The sequence below is a fragment of the Peribacillus sp. NPDC060253 genome (assembly GCF_042727425.1).
Taxonomy (GTDB): domain Bacteria; phylum Bacillota; class Bacilli; order Bacillales; family DSM-1321; genus Peribacillus.
In genome coordinates, this window is sequence record NZ_JBHXAS010000007.1 from 15,092 (window position 1) to 32,869 (window position 17,778).

Genomic DNA, 17,778 nt, shown 5'->3' on the forward strand with positions numbered 1-17,778 from the left:
CCATTCTTAAATTTTGAAATCCGCCCAATCCCACGGCTCATTCCTTACTTTACTCCATGAAACTGGCGAGTCGATGTGATAAAATTCTAAAGGATTCTTGTAGATTTCTTTTAGTTGACCATTGCTCCTCCTTACCCAGTAATTACCTTCAGCATCTGTAAAAGCTATTTCTGCACCAGATACAAGGTGCATACCTCCACCGCCACTTGGAGCTATTGCGTAATATTTACCAGGTGGAACTATTGCGAGTGCCACACGGTGTCCATAAGACTCATCGTCTTCTCCATTTTGTGGTAGTCCAGAACCTTGAATAGCAACTAAGGTAATAACAGCTTGATATATAGGTGAATCAGAAACATTTTGAATAGAATAGCAGGTTTCTTTTGAATTTTCGGAATTAATCCAAACAGACACCTTAGTTGCTTGCAATATTTTTTCATTATCTCTGGCAGTTCTCCGATCAGAATGTAACTGCCAAAATGCAAAAATTAAAGTTGCGATTGTACCTAATCCCCCAACCCAAGTCGCAAGATCACCTACTTCAAATTTAAAATCCACAAAATGAATATCTATAGTAAATACTAATAGTCCTAGAAAATAAAAGAAAATTTGAATTGGGAGACACTTCCTTATCATAATCAAATATAGTGCTTTCTTTCAATTATTCCAAATTGACTAAATATATACAATACTTTATTCCGAAATTTAGCGTTAACTAACCTGCAACCGTTAGCTTAAGTTTCTTTCACGATCATATACATTAACAACATCCTACCGCTACCGCGTTGTATATGTATATACTTGTTCTCACATGCCCATTGACGCTCAAAATTGCTTGTGGTGGTGTTTATAGAGTCCTCCCCCCTAGCGTCGTGCTTATAACTGAATCTGAAGGCATAATGACACTCTAGTGGGTAAAAAGAAAGCTACCTCATCCACACACAAGCATTCGTAAATTTTCGACACGACTCAAATAATTGATGTATTTTAGTGCGGTAAAGTGATAAGTTGTATAATGAAAAACTAATGTTGTTCGACAAGTTTTATCGATAACAGAGATGTAACCTATTAAGTGAAATCTAAGGAATAGATATCTCCGCTATAATCTTGTTGTTTTGATAAGTCATTTGTAAATCTAGAGCGTGCCTTAAGTTTACAATCAATAAGTATTACAATATTGTAAATTTAGAGTATTAATTAGATTTACTTTACAAAATGTAAATTAAGTCCTTGAATCTATTTTTACAGTGTGCTATCTTTGATTCATCAGATACATATGGAGGAACGATGAACTTGAACATAGCATATATTAGAGTATCAACAGTTGAACAGAACGAAGCAAGACAAGTACAAGCAATGAAGCAGTACAACATAGATAAGGTGTATCAAGAAAAGGTTTCAGCTAAGAATACAGATAGACCTAAGCTACAAGAGATGTTAGATTTTGCAAGAGAAGGAGATACAATCTACGTTGCAGACTTCTCAAGATTAGCACGATCTACAAAAGACTTGTTAGAACTAGTCGAAATATTAGAATCAAAAGGAGTTCAATTAGTATCCATTAAAGAGAATATTGATACCTCGACCGCAACTGGTAGACTTATGTTAAAGATGATTAGTGCAATTAATGATTTTGAACGTGAAAATATGCTTGAAAGACAACGTGAAGGTATTGCTATAGCTAAAGCAGCAGGAAAGTACAAAGGGCGAAAAGAAGTATCGATTCCAGACTTCGACAAGCAATATCAAAGATATATCATTCGAGAACTATCGAAGTCTCAGCTTGCAAAGGAATTAGGTGTATCAAGACCAACACTAGACAAATTAATTAAAGAGCATCAACAGGTGACTATTTAAAGGGACTTCCAGAAGGGAGTCTCTTTCTTTTTTATGGGTAGGGTAATTAATTATACTCGAAAGCTAATGGGGGGGGGGGGATTTCCCACATTATAAACCCCGCATCTATAGGATAGGTACAATAGTAGGTGTATCCACACGTCACGAATATTTAATCCAACCGCTTAAATATCTTCTTCTAGAAGATAAAGTTCTGTACGAGTGGCATATTTGAGAAATAGGTATTGATGATAGAGCCGAGGACTATTCCTCGGTTTTTGTCATGCATTTTTTGTCAAAATAAAGATAAAGAAATTTATGGTAATTTAGGTACTTATGTATTAGCATAGGAAAAGTAAATGGTTCGTTATAACGAAATAAAGGGGGAAAATTGTGCTTAATAAAGGTATTTTGTCATTGGTTGCTGTAGGTCTATTTGCTTCATCATTATCGGTAGGCACAGTTAAGGCAGAGGGAAATGAAAACGAGTTGATGAAGAAGGCTATTGAAGGTCAGGTTGAAAAACCACTTCCAAAAGGTTTAGTGGATTCTAAAACGTTTAATCAACTTGAAAAAGAAGTAAAAGGTTCACAATCAAAGTCAGGCAAGGGTTATAGTAAAATGAGTGATGATGACTATATTTTTGAAGTTGAGTACAATAACGACTTTGCTTCAGCAGATAACTCGTCATACGAAAAACCAACAATTGGAAGATTGCTTCCTTTGTATGATGTAGATTTTTCTAAAGTGGTCGTTCCTAGTGATGGATTTTTGCTTGTAGCAGGAACAGCATTCTCATATGCTATTGATCTAGGATTTGCAGCAGTACAAAAAGACTATGTTGAAAATAGTAACTTAAAATATCTAGGTAGCGAATATGAAGATGGCGTTGAATATAGAGGGTATGATGTTAAAAAAGGCACATACTATGTAGGTGTTTACGACCGAGATAATGTAGACGATATTGATAATAATACAAGTGATGACATGTATGCTATCGCAACTGGATTTGTAGATGATGTTAAACCATCTAAGCCAACTGTTTATAAGGTTGATAATAACGACAAAGTAGTAACAGGAAAAGCAGAGGCTAGTTCTACAGTTACTGTTAAAAATGGAAGCAAAGTGTTAGGTTCTGCAAAGGCAACATCTAAAGGAACATTCTCTATTAAAATAGCTGTTCAAAAAGCAGGAACTAAATTGACGATCACAGCTAAAGATAGTGCAGGGAATGTGAGTTCAAGTGCATCGGTAACTGTTGTGGACGTTGTCGCACCAAGCAAGCCAACAGTAAAGAAAGTAGATGATAATGATAAAGTTGTAACTGGAAAAGCAGAAGCAAATTCAACTGTAACTGTGAAGGTAGGAAGTAAATCCCTTGGTTCAGGAAAAGCAACGTCTAAGGGTAACTACTCAGTCAAGATTAAAGCACAGAAAAAAGGAACTACACTTTCTATAACTGCAAAGGATAAGGCAGGTAATACTAGTTCTAAGGCAACTACTAAAGTGGTAAAACATTAAGTTAAATGAGAAAGAGTCGGGATTTCATATCTCGGCTTTTTGTTTATAAAAGGAGACAAATTTCTGGCAGATGTTAACGGTGTTATATTAAGAAGTTGAGACAGATTAAAAAAAGAGATGCGTTCACATCTCTTTCATAAACCTTTTTCCTTAAGGTAACCGTCAACGACACGCTTAATAACTTGCTCAAGGTAGTTGTTATTGGGTGTCGTTTTCTCTTTTTTAATGACTAGTGTCTGCAACTCTTGGTTGAACTCCATCTCTACTGTGTCCTTATGGGTTACACCTAACTCTTCAAGATATATAGCAGGAATTATTACACCCAATGAGTTACCGACCTTCACGATCTTTCTCTCCAATTAAATCACCTGCCTACAGGGATTATAACATTGTTGTTGGTTACTCTCTTGTGTTAATGCACGAATATGCAGGGAGTATTGAGATAGTGGATCAAAGAAAGCGTGTTAATGCCTAATATCTTATCCAGAAGCGGAATAGGTTGTTTGGTGATATCAAGCGATCAAAGACAGGTAAAGCACAATGGAAGGGTAATAGGTATACGTATTCACACGAAGGGGGAAAAAGAGGGTAAATAGCTTAGGTGATTTGTTATCTCTGTTATATGATAATGTCGCAAGTCAGTACTTGAAAGATAAATTAACAAGCATACGGTCGGATATAGAGGGAATAGACGATTCTCAAAATCCTTTTTATGTAATTTACGGTTGGAGAAATTCATCGTTACATGGACAAGCTGGATACCCCACAATTGGAGGTACTCTGTTGAATATAGCGATTATTATTGCTTTGGATGAAATAAAGAATAAATACGATGAAATCAGACAGCGTGTGTCGGATAGATTACAATGGGATGCTAGTTGTTATAGACCAACGTCATCTAGAGTACCTTGGAGCTACTATCCACCGTATATGTGAAAAGAAAACAAATTATGGGAATAAGTGAAAGCTTAGTCTTTTTCATACAGGCTTCGAATTGATGAAACGAAACGAGGGGAATTAGGTAGATATCCTAGTTCCCCTCGTTTTTGTTTATAGAAGTCCCTTGTCTTTGAACACTATTCTAAGTCCTTGATTGACTAATTCTGATTAATGCCACAAAATCGCTCCTGATTTTTTAAAGTGATATCAGTAATAAAAGGGAAATGGTAAAATATAACTAGAAGAGAAAGGAGCTGATATGTCGTTTTGAACCCCAATTTTATGACCCAAAAAGCACTATCCAACAAAGTTGGTTGGTCAGAAGCAAACGGAAGAAGATGGATAAAAATTTTCAAGCAGTTTATTCCTGTGCAATATGATGGTATAAATAAGTATTTTAATGAAGAGTCCTTTAAGGTTCTTTCAATAATAAAAGAAATGAGCGAGTATGGATATACAAGCAATGAAATACTTGAGATATGTAAAAAGAATGGCGTACCAAAAAACTCTCAAATTCTAAAAGAATTGACGAAAAGGAAACATGTGGTCGACTTAGATGTGAAAACGTTAGCTAATTCAATACCTAGTCAAAAAGAACTTGCAATGGCGATTTTAAAATTTATTAATGATATAAAGCCATACACTACTACAATGATAAATGAAGGAGTTGCAGGACACTTTTCCTTAACTGATGAACAAAAGAACATAAATTATCCAGACAGAAAAGAATATATATTCTCGCATAGAATGAGACTGGCTAGATATTCATTAAAGAAACAAGAATATATTGAAGAAATAAGTAAATACACGTACCAAATCACAGAAGATGGTTTACAATTATTGACCGATGATTTTGAAGACGTAAAAGAAGAAATCAATGAACTTGAAAATGTTATAGACCCATTTGATATTATACGAGATAAAGTAGAAGAGATTGAAAGCGATCTTATTTGCGATTTAATTGAACATCTTAAGCAAGCTCACTGGAGAAGACTAGAAACAATTGTTATTGAGCTTCTTACTGCAATGGGGTATGGTGATGGTCAAGTTACTGAGAAGACAAATGATGGTGGTTTAGACGGTGTAATAAAGGAAGACAAGCTGGGTCTTGATAATATTTACGTTCAAGCCAAGAAGTGGGAGAATTCAGTCGGTAGACCAGATGTTATGAGTTTTTCTGGAGCATTAGACGCTAAAGGTGCTAGGAAAGGTATATTCATTACTACATCGAATTTTACTAAAGGTGCAGAAGAATATGCTGACCGTCTTGAGAGTAAAAAAATAATTTTAATAGATGGTAAAAGATTAGCTAGGTTAATGATTGAAAATGATATTGGTGTAAGTATAAAGAAAAAATTTGTTGTTAAAGAAGTGGACTTCTCTTATTTTGAAGGAGAGTAAGAAGGTTAATTAGAAATAGAATAGAGTATTGGAAATAACAGGGTGTAATATGATCAATTGAAAGTGGTTAGATACGGTATTCGGCTATAACATATCCGCTTTCATAATCTAATTTATTTATTAATTCAAATGCCATTTTACCTCTTTTTGGTTATTTTAATATACAAGTTATGTTATAATTTGATTTAAGTTGTACATAGCTTGAGTTGATAAAGATAGCTTTGTTCGAATTAAGTAATACAACTACATATATAATAGGAAGAAAAAATTAATGAACGTTGATATTATCATGTTTTTATTGAAGTTCCATGTCCCGTACAGACCGTATCGCTAAATACAACCAACTTCTTCGCATCGAAGATCAGCTTGGTGACTTGGCTGTATATGCAGGCTTGAAATCTTTCTATAACTTGAAGAAGTAATCACTGCAAAGCCAGCTTCTGACGAGAAGCGGATGGAGTGAGCACCTCCCATTCAATGTGGTAATCCACATTTTGAATGGGAGGTTTTTTATGTATACGTAGGGGTGGAAAGTAAGGACGTTTGAGGCTTGCATTCATATTAGTCAGTCCCTATTTTTAATGGAACATATCTAACTATCATTAACATGATAATTACAACTTTTACTAGATTTTAGCAGCGGTAACGCTACCAAAGTAGCGTGGTTTAAGCCATTTAATCAAACGTTTGATTAATACATTTCAGACAAAAAAAGGTGCCGCATCTGGGCACCTTTTTTTAATTATCCGACACAGCTTCTACTGGAACGGCATTATAGTATTCTTCTAATGTACTCTTCGTTTCAAAAATTTCAGTTGCAGCATCAACACCGACATAGCGGATGTGCCATGGTTCGTATTTATAGCCTGTGATGTTTTCCTTGCCTTCTGGATAGCGGATGATAAATCCGTATTCATGGGCGTGTTCAGCAAGCCAGGCGGCTTCATTCGTGTCACCGAAGCAGTCCTGGGCGGCACATGCACCGTCATGGGTCGTGACGTCAATCGCTAGACCTGTTTCATGCTCGCTTGTCCCAGGCATTGCACTGTAGGTTCTCGCTTTTTCTTCCCCGTCTTTAGCCACATAGTTGTTAAAGACAGCGATTTGCGTTTGATGTGAACGGTAAGCGGAAACACCGGCAAAGTGCATGTTTTCGTTTTCGGCAGCTTGGAACAACTCTTCAAGTGCCTCTCCCGCTTCTTTTCGCATCATTCTTTTTTCAATTTTATCTTGAAAGATGAAATCCACTTTTGGATAGATAAGGTCATCAGGTTTGTAATCTTCCGGCAGGCTGTATTGTTTATTGACAAGTACAGGTATGCTTTTCGGGTTGGCTAATGTCTGAAGTCCATCCTGTGCGGGTTTAACCGTTTCATCAACTTCTACCTGGCGTTGGGTCGTTTCTTTTGAATCATTATTCTTATCAGTTTCTGTCTCCGTATTCTGGGAGCTCGGCTGTTCTTCTTTTGGCTCTTTTTTATCCTCGTTTGATTGGTCGAATGAGCATCCGGACAATAGAATGAAGGATGATAGAGCAGTTGCTGCAAATACAGATTTTAACATATGGAAGGCCCCTTGCTTTTAATATAAGATTTCCAATAAAGGTAGTTTTGAAAGATTATCGTGATAAGTAATCCCTTGTTAATTCACTTTGATATTTATCCAGAAATAAGCCAATCCAGATGACCATCAACAAAAAAGGATAATCATTTCGGATTGCGGTTTCCACGACGGGATCTGACCAAAAATGTGAAAGGAAACCAGATGACATTCTGATTGTCTCGAATGTGACCAGGGCATGAAGAGATAACCAAAGAATCGTAAGGGTATTTGTCCCAAACCCAATGACCGCTGCTATGATGCTCAGCAAGACGGCTGCTGCCCCGATTAGGAGGACATTGAAGCTGGATTGGAAAAAATCGATACCGCTATTGGAAAGTCCATTATAAATAATAGCAGTAAAATAAACGGTTGTCGTGATATATGCAGCAAATAATAAGTATCGATTTCCGTGATACTTTGCAAGCAGCAATAAAAGCGGTGATAGGATGATTAATAAGACACTTATAAGATTGCTTCCGCCTGTCCATAAAGAATATCCGGCAACCGCCGAGAATAGGATGGTCAGGAGATCAAGAATCCGAAGTATGGACTTAAACATGGTGACACCTCTTTCTTCTCTTTATGTAAAGTATCTCAAATTTTTATTCAAAAAGAAATCAATGACTATGGATGTTTAGGAATTCTTACCATTACAGTATAACAAAGATTGTAGATATTTAGTGTGTGTGGTAAAGTTAAAGTAAATGTTTATGGTTCTTCAGGAGGTGTAATTGCATGCATGCATTTCTCATAACGCTTTTAGTGATTGTCAGTATCGCCCTTATTGTGACGGTATTACTTCAATCAGGTAAAAGTGCAGGTTTATCAGGTGCGATAGCCGGCGGTGCTGAGCAGCTATTCGGAAAGCAAAAAGCACGCGGTTTAGATCTTGTTTTACACCGGGCAACGATAGTATTAGCCATTTTATTCTTTGCTTTAACTTTACTTGTTGCATTCTTTGATGTGTAATGGATCAAAAATGAGTCTAGCTAAATAGCTAGGCTCTTTTCTTTGCACAATAGTTGTATGAATAGATATAGTAATTTTAGTACTTAATGATAGGATAGGGAAAGATTTTTTTGGATGCTATTTACTGATAAAGGAGCTTATAATCATGAAAATCAAGCTGCAGCAGCCCTTTACTTTTGAAGGCGGAAAAAGAGCTGTCTTACTATTACATGGATTTACGGGAAATTCCGCTGATGTACGGATGCTTGGGCGCCACCTGGAGAAGCATGGATATACGTGCCATGCCCCGCACTATAAAGGCCATGGTGTGCCGCCAGAGGAGTTAGTGGAAACGGGTCCAACTGATTGGTGGAAAGATGTCATGATGGCCTATGATTTTTTAAAAAGCAAAGGCCATGAAGAAATTGCTGTTGCAGGACTCTCTTTAGGAGGCGTATTTTCTCTTAAATTAGGTTACACTGTACCTATAAAGGGTATCGTATCAATGTGTGCGCCTATGTATATCAAAAGTGAAGAAATGATGTATAAAGGAGTTTTGGAGTACGCCAGAGAATTTAAGAAGTATGAAGGAAAAACACCAGAGCAAATAGAGCTGGAAATGGACCACTTCGCTAATAAACCTATGAATACATTAAAAGCCCTTCAGGAATTGATAACGGATGTAAGGGAGCATGTCGATCTAGTCTATGCACCGACATTTGTCGTTCAAGGGCGGCATGATGATGTCATCAATCCGAAAAGTGCCGATATTATTATCGACGCCATTGAGTCACCTGTCAAAAAGCTCAAGTGGTATGAAGAATCCGGTCATGTCATAACTCTTGATAAAGAACGTAACCAATTGCATGAAGATGTATTAGAATTTTTAGAAAGTCTGGATTGGTCCGAATAACAAAATTATCATACCCTGAATAGGAGGGTTTTTATGGAAGATAACATTCAAGAACACATTAATAAGCTTCTGACGTATATGACCGACGAAGCATATAAGCCATTAACCGTACAAGAGCTTGAAGAGGCTTTGAAAATCGAAGACTCGGCAGACTTCAAGAATTTCGTTAAGGCGTTAGTTAAGATGGAGGAAAAGGGTTTGGTCGTCAGAACGAGAAGCAATCGTTATGGCCTGCCGCAAAAAATGAATTTATTTCGCGGTAAATTAACGGGGCATGCAAAAGGCTTTGCTTTTGTGACACCTGAAGATAATCCAGGAATGGATGATATATTCATCCCGCCAAATGAAACGGGTACAGCGATGCATGGAGATATCGTCATGGTCCGTGTATCTTCAGAGACATCAGGATCGAGACAAGAAGGTACTGTCATCAGAATCCTTGAACGCGGAATTACACAAGTGGTGGGTACATACTCTGAAAGTAAAAGCTTCGGTTTTGTCATCCCTGATGACAAAAAGATCGCAAGCGATATCTTCATTCCGCAGCATGCTTCACATGGAGCGGTAGAGGGCCATAAGGTTGTCGTCAAGCTTACTTCTTATCCTGAAGGACGCGTAAGTGCTGAAGGTGAAGTCATTGAAATTCTTGGACATAAGAATGACCCTGGTGTGGATATTCTTTCCGTGATCCATAAATATGGCTTGCCGATGGAGTTCCCAGAGGACGTCATGGATCAAGCCAATGCCGTTTCGGATACCATTGAAGAAAGTGAAATAGGCAACCGCAGGGATTTGCGGAATGATGTTTTGGTAACGATTGATGGAGCGGACGCGAAGGATTTGGATGATGCCGTTACGGTTTCGAAGCTTGAAAATGGCAATTACAAGTTGGGTGTACATATTGCCGATGTCAGCCATTATGTAACGGAAGGTTCACCGATCGATAAGGAAGCTCTTGAAAGAGGAACGAGCGTTTATTTGGTGGACAGGGTCATTCCGATGATTCCGCATCGTTTATCAAATGGGATTTGTTCTTTGAACCCACAAGTCGATCGCTTTACACTGTCTTGTGAGATGGAGATCACGCCAAGTGGGCAAGTCGTCAACCATGAGATTTTTGAAAGTGTCATTAAAACGACGGAACGGATGACATATGGAAATGTGAACAAAATTCTTGTGGAAAAAGATGAAGAACAGCTCGAACGTTACGAAGCGTTAGTGCCGATGTTCCAGGATATGGAGAAGCTAGCGGCCATTCTTCGTAAAAATCGGATGAACCGCGGTGCAATCGACTTTGACTTCAATGAAGCAAGAGTTATCGTAGATGAAGAGGGACATCCGACTGATGTTGTTTTACGGGAAAGATCGGTTGCGGAAAAGCTGATTGAAGAATTCATGCTTGCGGCTAATGAAACCGTTGCAGAGCATTTCAACCGTCTTAAAGTACCGTTCATTTACCGTATTCATGAAGATCCCAAACCGGAAAAGCTGCAGCGTTTCTTTGAATTCATCACGAACTTCGGGTATATTGTACGAGGATCGGCCAATGATGTTCATCCGAAGGCGTTACAGGAAATCATCGAGGCAGTATCCGGTAAGCCGGAAGAAACGGTCATATCCACCGTTATGCTTCGTTCAATGCAACAAGCGAAATATGATCCGGAGAGCTTAGGCCACTTTGGATTATCAGCTGAGTTTTACACACATTTCACATCGCCGATTCGCCGTTACCCCGATTTGATCGTACACAGGTTGATCAGGACCTATTTGGTGGAAGGGAAACTCGATGAGGCTACGAAAGAGAAATGGAATGCCATTTTACCTGATATTGCCGATCATACATCGAAACGTGAACGCCGCTCCGTCGATGCCGAACGGGAAACCGATGATTTGAAGAAAGCGGAATATATGCTTGATAAAATCGGAGAAGAATATACCGGGATCATTGGATCCGTTACGAATTTCGGAATGTTCGTCGAGCTGCCAAACACCATTGAAGGACTTGTCCATGTCAGCTTCATGACGGATGATTATTACCGCTTCGATGAGCGTCAGCTTGCAATGATCGGGGAACGCACAGGTAATGTGTTCAGGATTGGCGATGAGATCAACGTACGTGTTTCCAACGTCAATAAAGAAGAACGCGCCATCGATTTTGAAATTATTGGCATGAAGGTAAGCCGTCCGCGTCCATCTGGCGAGAAGAAAATATTCAAGGCCAATTCAGGTGAACGTAAACGGGGCCGTGGTGGCAATGGTGGACGTAACGAAGGGAAAGGCGGCGGCCGCGGAGGTAACCGCAATGGAGATGCGCCTTCTTCCGATAAAAAACCGAAAAAGAAGAAAAAATTCTTCGAAAATGCGCCGGCAGCCAAGCGCAAGAGAAAACCTAAAAAGAGATAAGATTGAGGTGAGGGGATGATTCATTCCTCCTCTCACCGCGATTGGATGTAAAAAGGGGAGAGTACGATGCCAAAAGGCTCAGGTAAACAACTAGCACAAAATAAAAAAGCATATCATGATTTCTTCATTGAACAAACATTTGAAGCAGGCATCGTTTTGAAAGGGACCGAAATCAAGGCAATCCGCGCGGCCCGAGTGAATTTGAAGGATGCCTTTGCTAAAATAGAAAATGGTGAAATCTATCTTCATAATATGCATGTCAGTCCTTATGAGCAGGGAAACCAGTTTAACCATGACCCGTTGCGGACAAGGAAGCTTCTTTTGCATAAGAAAGAAATCAGTAAATTGATCGGTACAACAAAGGAAACAGGTTATACCATCGTCCCGTTGAAAATGTATTTAAAGAATGGCTTTGCCAAAGTTTTAATTGGAATTGGAAAAGGGAAGAAACAATATGACAAGCGTGATGACCTGAAGAAGAAGGAAGCAAAACGTGATATTGAACGTGCTTTCCGTGATCGTCAGAAGATGTAGAACTGCCAAGACCTTACAATTGATTTTTTGAAGCAATCTGTTATAATTAAACCTGTACCGATGACAATTGAATATCAGCCAACTTGCTGACTATTCTTCTCTCGTACGCTCCATTTCAATCATGGGGACGTTACGGATTCGACAGGGATAGTTCGAGCTTAAGTTGCGAGTCGAGGGGATCGGCCTCGTTAAAACGTCAACGCCTATAACTGGCAAACAAAACAACAACCTAGCTTTCGCTGCGTAACAACAGTCGTTAGCTGTTCCTCCCTCCATGGCCCACGTGGTAGGGTAAGGGACTCACTCTAAGTGGGATACGCCGGAATCCACCGTCTGAGGATGAAGGAAGAGACCAATCAGACTAGCTGCTCTGCCGCCTGTCGATAGGCTAATGAGTTCGCGAAATGCGAATATATCGACTACACTCGTAGAAGCTTAAGTGCCGTTATGTCTGGACGTGGGTTCGACTCCCACCGTCTCCACCAATACATATATTGGTGGTTTTTTATTTGTTTTTTTTCAATCAATTCGTTTGCTTTTGTCGAAAAATCGATATATCGAATAATTCGTAGATATACCAGGATTTTTAGATGATATATCTCCATTTTCGTTGATATATGGCTGAATTCGGAGATATACCTCCATTTTTCGAAGATAATCGGTAATATCGCTTTCCATTAAAGGAATATTCCTTGCTAGTGTAGAATCAATTGGGAGAAACCAAGATTGGAGTGATGAAAATTGATTGTAAAACAACGAAAAGTCCCCCTTACTATCCTTAAATTACGTGCTTTAGTGCGCAGGCTTCCTCCGAATCATCCTAAAATCTCCTCAATCATGAATGATCTCAATAAAAGGGAAGCGGGCTATAAAGGGGAAAAGTCCATTGACTTTCCGCTAAGCTTTCTTGATTCGAAAAGATACTTTATCTTCCACGATTTAAGGCTGCAGGAGCAATCCCGTTTTTTTCAACTGGATACCTTATTAATCTCGAAGAAATTTGCCCTTATTATTGAAGTGAAGAATATAGCTGGCATGATTTATTTTGATTCGCATTTCAATCAGCTCATTCGAACGAAAGATGGAAAAGAGACGGCTTTTCCAGATCCCCTCATTCAAGTCAGCCGCCAGGAATCACAGTTGAAGAATTGGTTCTTGAAAAATGGCTTTCCCTCACTACCTATCCTTTCTTTGGTTGTTATCAGTAATCCCCAAACGATCATTCGTACTTCTCCTGAAAACCGTAAACTCCATTACAAAGTTATCCATCCCGATGTGTTGCCCTCAAGAATCAACGTAATGGAGGATTCCATTACAGGTTCCATTTTAGGTGAAAAAGACTTAAAGAAAGTAGTTCGGATTATAAATAAGCATCATATCGAAGCCGCCTCTTCCATTCTGGAACGATACAATCTTACCGAAGAAGAACTTATCAAGGGAGTGATATGTGAGAATTGTAAGGGGAATCAGTTATTTAGAAGGCATAGCACATGGTTTTGCAATCAATGCCAACTATTCAGTAAAGATGCACATATCCAGGCTTTACGAGATTATTTTTATCTAATAGGCTCGACTATAACGAATCGGCAGTTGAGGGATTTTTTAAACATTTCCTCCTCATCCAGTGCAACGAGGATTTTGCAATCATTGAATCTGACAGGCCGTGGTGCGAATAAGGGGAGGGTGTACAGCCTTTTTTTTAATGAGTAAAAAACAGAGGTTGACCCTTAGGAGTCAACCTCTGTTCAAAATTATACTTTATTAATTATATCTTCTGTTAAAGAAGAGAATGTTTCCTCCAACGTATGAATCATCCAATCTACGGTGGATGCACCGATGGTTAATTTCTTCCTGAACTTTGGCTCAAAGGACATTCTTGAATGGTAAGTAAGATTTCTAGCTGGACTGTTTTTGATATTCCTTACCATGTTTAGTGCAGATTCCAACTCTATTCTTTCAATTCCTTACCCATTCCCTTTAGGAAGTGGACGCCAAAACCTATTGCCCGGTTTATGTCGGGATCATTCAACGTTTTCATTAAATCCAACACGCCGATTTTCTTATCGGCCTGGAGGAATTTGTTTCCTTCATCGATTCCTGCCAGTGCACTGTTTAGCAGTTTCGTGGATTGTGCGGCATCGGCGTTCATCAAGGCTCCTGTTGCACCCATAAGGGTATTGATCAGGTTTGTTACAGGTTGTCTTGTGACTTGTTGAAGCGCGATTTTTGCAATTTGTTCTTTTCCTTGAAGCATGGAGGTCGCGGCTTCGAATACTCCTGAGTCATTCAGTTCATTGACAATTTTAAACATATTGTTTAACGCATCTTCATTATTGGTGATCAGCGTTTTTAGTTCTTCTAGTTTTTGTAGCTTTATTTCTTCCTCAGTAATGGGATTATGGATTTCCGTAATGGGAGCTGCCATGACCTTTTCACCCTCCTTGTTTATTTTTCCGTTAAGTGAACATACCCTGGACGAGCCCACTTACGTTCAACCTCAACACCATTTTGGGGATGACGTTTTTTATTCCGTGGGTTGGTACCCGGCAGTGGGATTTCTCCGCTTGTACTTAATACTTCCATGCGGACCATCGTTTGTTTGTAAGCAGGAGTGCTTGTACGGTTATCATACACAGGGCCTGTCAAGAAATTAATGGCTGAGTCTTTATCCACTGAGTTCATTGGCAGGAAAAGCTCATTTGCTTGTACTCGGTCTGTAATCAGAACCTTTACTTTAACGGCTCCGAATGGTGAAGCTAAGCGAACAAGTCCGCCATCACTGACTTTTCGTTCTTTTGCAAGCTCGGGAGAAACCTCAACGAATATATCAGGAACTTTAGATTGAATGCCCTTGGATTTATTCGTCATATTTCCTTCATGGAAATGTTCAAGCATACGTCCATTGTTGATATGAAGATCATATTCCTCTGGGAATTGAGCAGGTTCCACCCAATCAGATAGAGCAAAACGGGCTTTCTTATCAGGGAAGTTGAAGCCATCCACATAAAGAAGCGGCGTGCTGGTACCATCATGGCTTCCCCATAGGAAGCTGTTCCAACCTTCAAGGACTTCATAATTCGCTCCGCTAAATAGTGGAGAGAGGCTTGCCATTTCCGCATAGATTTCACTAGGGTGCTTGTAGTTCCAATCCGCTCCTAAGCGTTTAGCAATCTCTTGGGTGATCCACCAGTCTGCTTTAGCTTCTCCTAAAGTAGGCAGTGCTTGGTATAAACGCTGTACACGGCGCTCCGTATTGGTAAACGTTCCGTCTTTTTCAAGAGATGGTACTCCTGGTAATACGACGTCTGCATATTGTGCGGTTCTGGAAAGGAAAATATCTTGAACAACAAAGAAATCCAAGCTCGATAATACGTTATGAACGTGGTTGGCATCAGAATCGACAAGTGCCATATCCTCACCGACAAGGTACATTGCTTTCATATCGCCTTTTTCAATTGCGTGAAGCATTTCGATATTGTTCATACCTGGTTGTCCATCAATTTTTACTCCATATGCTTTTTCGAATTTAGCCCGTGCTGCATCATCAGAAATATGCTGATATCCTGGAAGCCATGTTGGAAGAGTACCCATATCACAAGCACCTTGTACATTGTTATGGCCGCGAAGTGGATACGCTCCAGCTCCTGGACGGCGGTAGTTTCCTGTAGCTAGTAAAAGGTTGGAAATTGCAGCGGAAGTATCGGAACCACCAGTGTTTTGTGTTACACCCATTCCCCAAAGGATGCAAGTCCCGTCAGCATCACGAATCGTTTCAGCTACTTGAATTAGTGTTTCTTTTGTTATTCCTGTTTTTTGTTCTGCATATTCCAAAGTATATTTCTTAAGTATCTCTTTATAATCGTCGAAGAAATTCACATTTTCATTGATGAATTCGTGATCATGCCAGCCTTGATCGATTATATATTTTGTAACGGCCATAAGCCATACTTGGTCCGTACCTTGCTTTGGTCTCATAAAGATATCAGAACGCTCTGCCATTTCATTTTTCCGAAGATCTGAAACAATCAGTTTTTGACCATGAAGTTTATGGGCCCGTTTAACGCGTGTTGCTAATACCGGATGGCCTTCTGCAGGGTTAGCACCGACGATGATGACAAGTCCTGCCGCTGCGATATCTTTAATCGTGCCAGCATCTCCACCCATTCCGACTGTACGGAATAATCCGTCTGTTGCTGGCGATTGACAATAACGGGAGCAATTGTCGATGTTATTCGTCTCGAAAACTTGTCGTGCCAATTTTTGTATCACATAGTTTTCTTCATTCGTGATCTTGGATGAAGAAATGAATCCGACTGAATTACTGCCGTGCTGTTGCTTGATCGAACCAAATTTTGAGGCAACCAAATCAAGTGCTTCATCCCAACTTGATTCAACGAATTTCCCATTTTTACGAATCAGGGGCTTAGTCAAGCGTTTCTCGGAGTTTACGAAGTCCCAGCCGAATTTCCCTTTAACACATGTGGAAATGGCATTAACAGGGGCTTCATGAGTAGGCTGGACTTTAAGGATTTTACGGCCTTTTGTCCAAACTTCAAATGTGCAACCTACCCCACAGAACGTACAGACCGTTTTTGTTTTCTTCGTCCTTGTATCACGCATTGCCGCTTCAATTTCCGAAATGGCAAAAATCCCACTGTATCCAGGTTCCACCTCTTTAACAAGGTCAATCATGGGTTCAAGCATGTCGCTTTTCAAACCTGACATGAAACCAGCCTCACCCAGCATTGATTTCTCCATTAAAGCATTACAAGGACAAATGGTGACACACTGTCCGCAGCCTACACATGATGAGTTGTTGATTTCCGTTCCTTCATCCCAGATTACCCTAGGGCGATCTGCTTCCCAGTCGATGGAAAGCGTCTCATTGACTTGTAGATTTTGGCAGACTTCGACGCATTGCCCGCATGCAATGCATTGATTGGCATCATAGCGGTAAAATGGATGGGACATATCGACGTCACCCAATTTCACTTTCGGTGTATAAGGATATTTTTGATGTTCGATTTCCATTAATTCTGCCGTGTTATGAAGTGTACAATTTCCATTATTATTATCACATACTGTACAGTATAATGAATGATTTTCCAGGATCCGGTCCATTGCTTCGGTTTGGGCTTCTTTTGCCTTTCTTGAGTCCAAGGCAATATCCATGCCGCTCACTGCCACTGTCGAACATGATCGGACGAGCTTTCCGTCGACCTCGACGATACAAGTGTCACATGTTTGGATTGGATCCACTTCAGGGACATAACAAATTTGCGGATGGGCTATCTCATTTTGATTGATAACTTCAAGGATTGTTGATCCGGTTTTTGCCGTATGCTCCAACCCATTAATTATTATAGTAATATACGAATCACTCATAATATATCCCCCTTTTAGAGCTGAAAATACGTAAAAAAACCACCATGATTACACCTCCAGCTCTAAAACGGTTGTGTAAGTCATGGTGGAATAGTTTAATAGCAAAACTTGCCAATATACCAATCATACCATTATGTATAGGTATTGAAAAAGATAGGGACACAACAATACAATATTGCATACCCAACTTTCATCACTGATATTATACCTTTAATTCCAGAAAGAAACAATCCTGTATAAGGGCTGCAACTTCCAAATTCCTTTTGTTTTTTGTTGATTTATGATAAGACAATTAA

At 39.4% G+C, this 17,778-nt stretch carries 15 protein-coding genes, 1 other RNA gene and 1 pseudogene; 10 read left to right on the forward strand and 7 right to left on the reverse strand.

Going from position 1 to position 17,778, the window contains the following annotated elements:
• Positions 1–6: 6 nt before the first annotated feature.
• Positions 7–642, reverse strand: a complete 636-nt coding sequence (locus ACFWE9_RS03285; RefSeq protein ID WP_377355564.1) for a hypothetical protein — start codon at positions 640–642, stop codon at positions 7–9.
• 651 nt (positions 643–1,293) lie between these two features.
• On the opposite strand from ACFWE9_RS03285, the gene ACFWE9_RS03290 reads away from it, so the two are divergent.
• Both ACFWE9_RS03290 and ACFWE9_RS03295 read left to right on the forward strand, forming a co-directional pair.
• Positions 1,294–1,857, forward strand: coding sequence for a recombinase family protein (locus ACFWE9_RS03290; protein ID WP_377355566.1), 564 nt, complete (start codon positions 1,294–1,296; stop codon positions 1,855–1,857).
• A 372-nt stretch (positions 1,858–2,229) separates the two neighbouring features.
• Positions 2,230–3,357, forward strand: coding sequence for an Ig-like domain-containing protein (locus ACFWE9_RS03295; RefSeq protein WP_377355568.1), 1,128 nt, complete (start codon positions 2,230–2,232; stop codon positions 3,355–3,357).
• A gap of 134 nt (positions 3,358–3,491) precedes the next feature.
• On the opposite strand, the gene ACFWE9_RS03300 is transcribed toward ACFWE9_RS03295, so the two are convergent.
• Positions 3,492–3,716 carry an AbrB/MazE/SpoVT family DNA-binding domain-containing protein gene (locus tag ACFWE9_RS03300; protein ID WP_377355570.1) on the reverse strand — a complete coding sequence of 75 codons (225 nt, stop codon included), beginning with the start codon at positions 3,714–3,716 and terminating at the stop codon, positions 3,492–3,494.
• 847 nt (positions 3,717–4,563) lie between these two features.
• On the opposite strand from ACFWE9_RS03300, the gene ACFWE9_RS03305 reads away from it, so the two are divergent.
• Together ACFWE9_RS03305 and ACFWE9_RS03310 are read left to right on the forward strand one after the other, a co-directional pair.
• On the forward strand, positions 4,564–5,697 hold the full coding sequence (locus ACFWE9_RS03305) for a restriction endonuclease (RefSeq protein WP_377355572.1): 1,134 nt from the start codon (positions 4,564–4,566) through the stop codon (positions 5,695–5,697).
• Between the two features lie 305 nt (positions 5,698–6,002).
• A pseudogene (locus tag ACFWE9_RS03310) lies at positions 6,003–6,119 on the forward strand (hypothetical protein); the annotation flags it as partial.
• A gap of 316 nt (positions 6,120–6,435) precedes the next feature.
• Here the strand turns inward: ACFWE9_RS03310 and ACFWE9_RS03315 are convergent.
• Together ACFWE9_RS03315 and ACFWE9_RS03320 are read right to left on the reverse strand one after the other, a co-directional pair.
• Positions 6,436–7,260, reverse strand: coding sequence for a M15 family metallopeptidase (locus tag ACFWE9_RS03315; protein WP_377355574.1), 825 nt, complete (start codon positions 7,258–7,260; stop codon positions 6,436–6,438).
• Positions 7,261–7,315: 55 nt separating this feature from the next.
• Positions 7,316–7,858 carry a hypothetical protein gene (locus ACFWE9_RS03320; RefSeq protein WP_377355576.1) on the reverse strand — a complete coding sequence of 181 codons (543 nt, stop codon included), beginning with the start codon at positions 7,856–7,858 and terminating at the stop codon, positions 7,316–7,318.
• Positions 7,859–8,034: 176 nt separating this feature from the next.
• Between ACFWE9_RS03320 and secG the strand changes: the two genes are divergently transcribed.
• The 5 genes from secG (at position 8,035) to ssrA (ending at position 12,582) form a co-directional block, all read left to right on the forward strand.
• Positions 8,035–8,268, forward strand: coding sequence for a preprotein translocase subunit SecG (secG, locus tag ACFWE9_RS03325; protein WP_063233970.1), 234 nt, complete (start codon positions 8,035–8,037; stop codon positions 8,266–8,268).
• Positions 8,269–8,413: 145 nt separating this feature from the next.
• Positions 8,414–9,160 (forward strand): alpha/beta hydrolase, encoded by a 747-nt coding sequence (locus tag ACFWE9_RS03330; RefSeq protein WP_377355579.1) that lies wholly within the window; start codon positions 8,414–8,416, stop codon positions 9,158–9,160.
• A gap of 33 nt (positions 9,161–9,193) precedes the next feature.
• Positions 9,194–11,563, forward strand: a complete 2,370-nt coding sequence (rnr, locus tag ACFWE9_RS03335; RefSeq protein ID WP_377355581.1) for a ribonuclease R — start codon at positions 9,194–9,196, stop codon at positions 11,561–11,563.
• 66 nt (positions 11,564–11,629) lie between these two features.
• The gene (smpB, locus tag ACFWE9_RS03340) at positions 11,630–12,097 is read left to right on the forward strand and encodes an SsrA-binding protein SmpB (protein ID WP_230158983.1); all 468 of its coding nucleotides are present in this window, start codon (positions 11,630–11,632) and stop codon (positions 12,095–12,097) included.
• A 123-nt stretch (positions 12,098–12,220) separates the two neighbouring features.
• Positions 12,221–12,582: a transfer-messenger RNA gene (gene ssrA / locus ACFWE9_RS03345) on the forward strand.
• A 34-nt stretch (positions 12,583–12,616) separates the two neighbouring features.
• On the opposite strand, the gene ACFWE9_RS03350 is transcribed toward ssrA, so the two are convergent.
• Positions 12,617–12,853 carry a hypothetical protein gene (locus tag ACFWE9_RS03350; RefSeq protein WP_377355583.1) on the reverse strand — a complete coding sequence of 79 codons (237 nt, stop codon included), beginning with the start codon at positions 12,851–12,853 and terminating at the stop codon, positions 12,617–12,619.
• Between ACFWE9_RS03350 and ACFWE9_RS03355 the strand changes: the two genes are divergently transcribed.
• Positions 12,839–13,807: a nuclease-related domain-containing protein gene (locus tag ACFWE9_RS03355; RefSeq protein WP_377355585.1), complete on the forward strand. Its 969-nt coding sequence runs from the start codon at positions 12,839–12,841 to the stop codon at positions 13,805–13,807. The genes ACFWE9_RS03350 and ACFWE9_RS03355 overlap by 15 nt on opposite strands.
• 238 nt (positions 13,808–14,045) lie before the next feature.
• Here the strand turns inward: ACFWE9_RS03355 and ACFWE9_RS03360 are convergent, their stop codons facing one another.
• On the reverse strand, positions 14,046–14,522 hold the full coding sequence (locus tag ACFWE9_RS03360; RefSeq protein WP_063233974.1) for a helical membrane plugin domain-containing protein: 477 nt from the start codon (positions 14,520–14,522) through the stop codon (positions 14,046–14,048).
• 20 nt (positions 14,523–14,542) lie between these two features.
• Entirely contained in the window at positions 14,543–17,482 is a 2,940-nt protein-coding gene (gene fdhF / locus ACFWE9_RS03365) for a formate dehydrogenase subunit alpha (RefSeq protein ID WP_377355587.1), read from the reverse strand.
• Positions 17,483–17,778: the final 296 nt, after the last annotated feature.

Excerpts from the sequence above, each read along its gene's own strand:
- ACFWE9_RS03315 (WP_377355574.1), bottom strand. The coding sequence starts at position 7,260 with ATGTTAAAATCTGTATTTGCAGCAACTGCTCTATCATCCTTCATTCTA.
- ACFWE9_RS03320 (WP_377355576.1), bottom strand. The coding sequence starts at position 7,858 with ATGTTTAAGTCCATACTTCGGATTCTTGATCTCCTGACCATCCTATTC.
- secG (WP_063233970.1), top strand. The coding sequence starts at position 8,035 with ATGCATGCATTTCTCATAACGCTTTTAGTGATTGTCAGTATCGCCCTT.
- ACFWE9_RS03330 (WP_377355579.1), top strand. The coding sequence starts at position 8,414 with ATGAAAATCAAGCTGCAGCAGCCCTTTACTTTTGAAGGCGGAAAAAGA.
- rnr (WP_377355581.1), top strand. The coding sequence starts at position 9,194 with ATGGAAGATAACATTCAAGAACACATTAATAAGCTTCTGACGTATATG.
- smpB (WP_230158983.1), top strand. The coding sequence starts at position 11,630 with ATGCCAAAAGGCTCAGGTAAACAACTAGCACAAAATAAAAAAGCATAT.
- ACFWE9_RS03360 (WP_063233974.1), bottom strand. The coding sequence starts at position 14,522 with ATGGCAGCTCCCATTACGGAAATCCATAATCCCATTACTGAGGAAGAA.
- fdhF (WP_377355587.1), bottom strand. The coding sequence starts at position 17,482 with ATGAGTGATTCGTATATTACTATAATAATTAATGGGTTGGAGCATACG.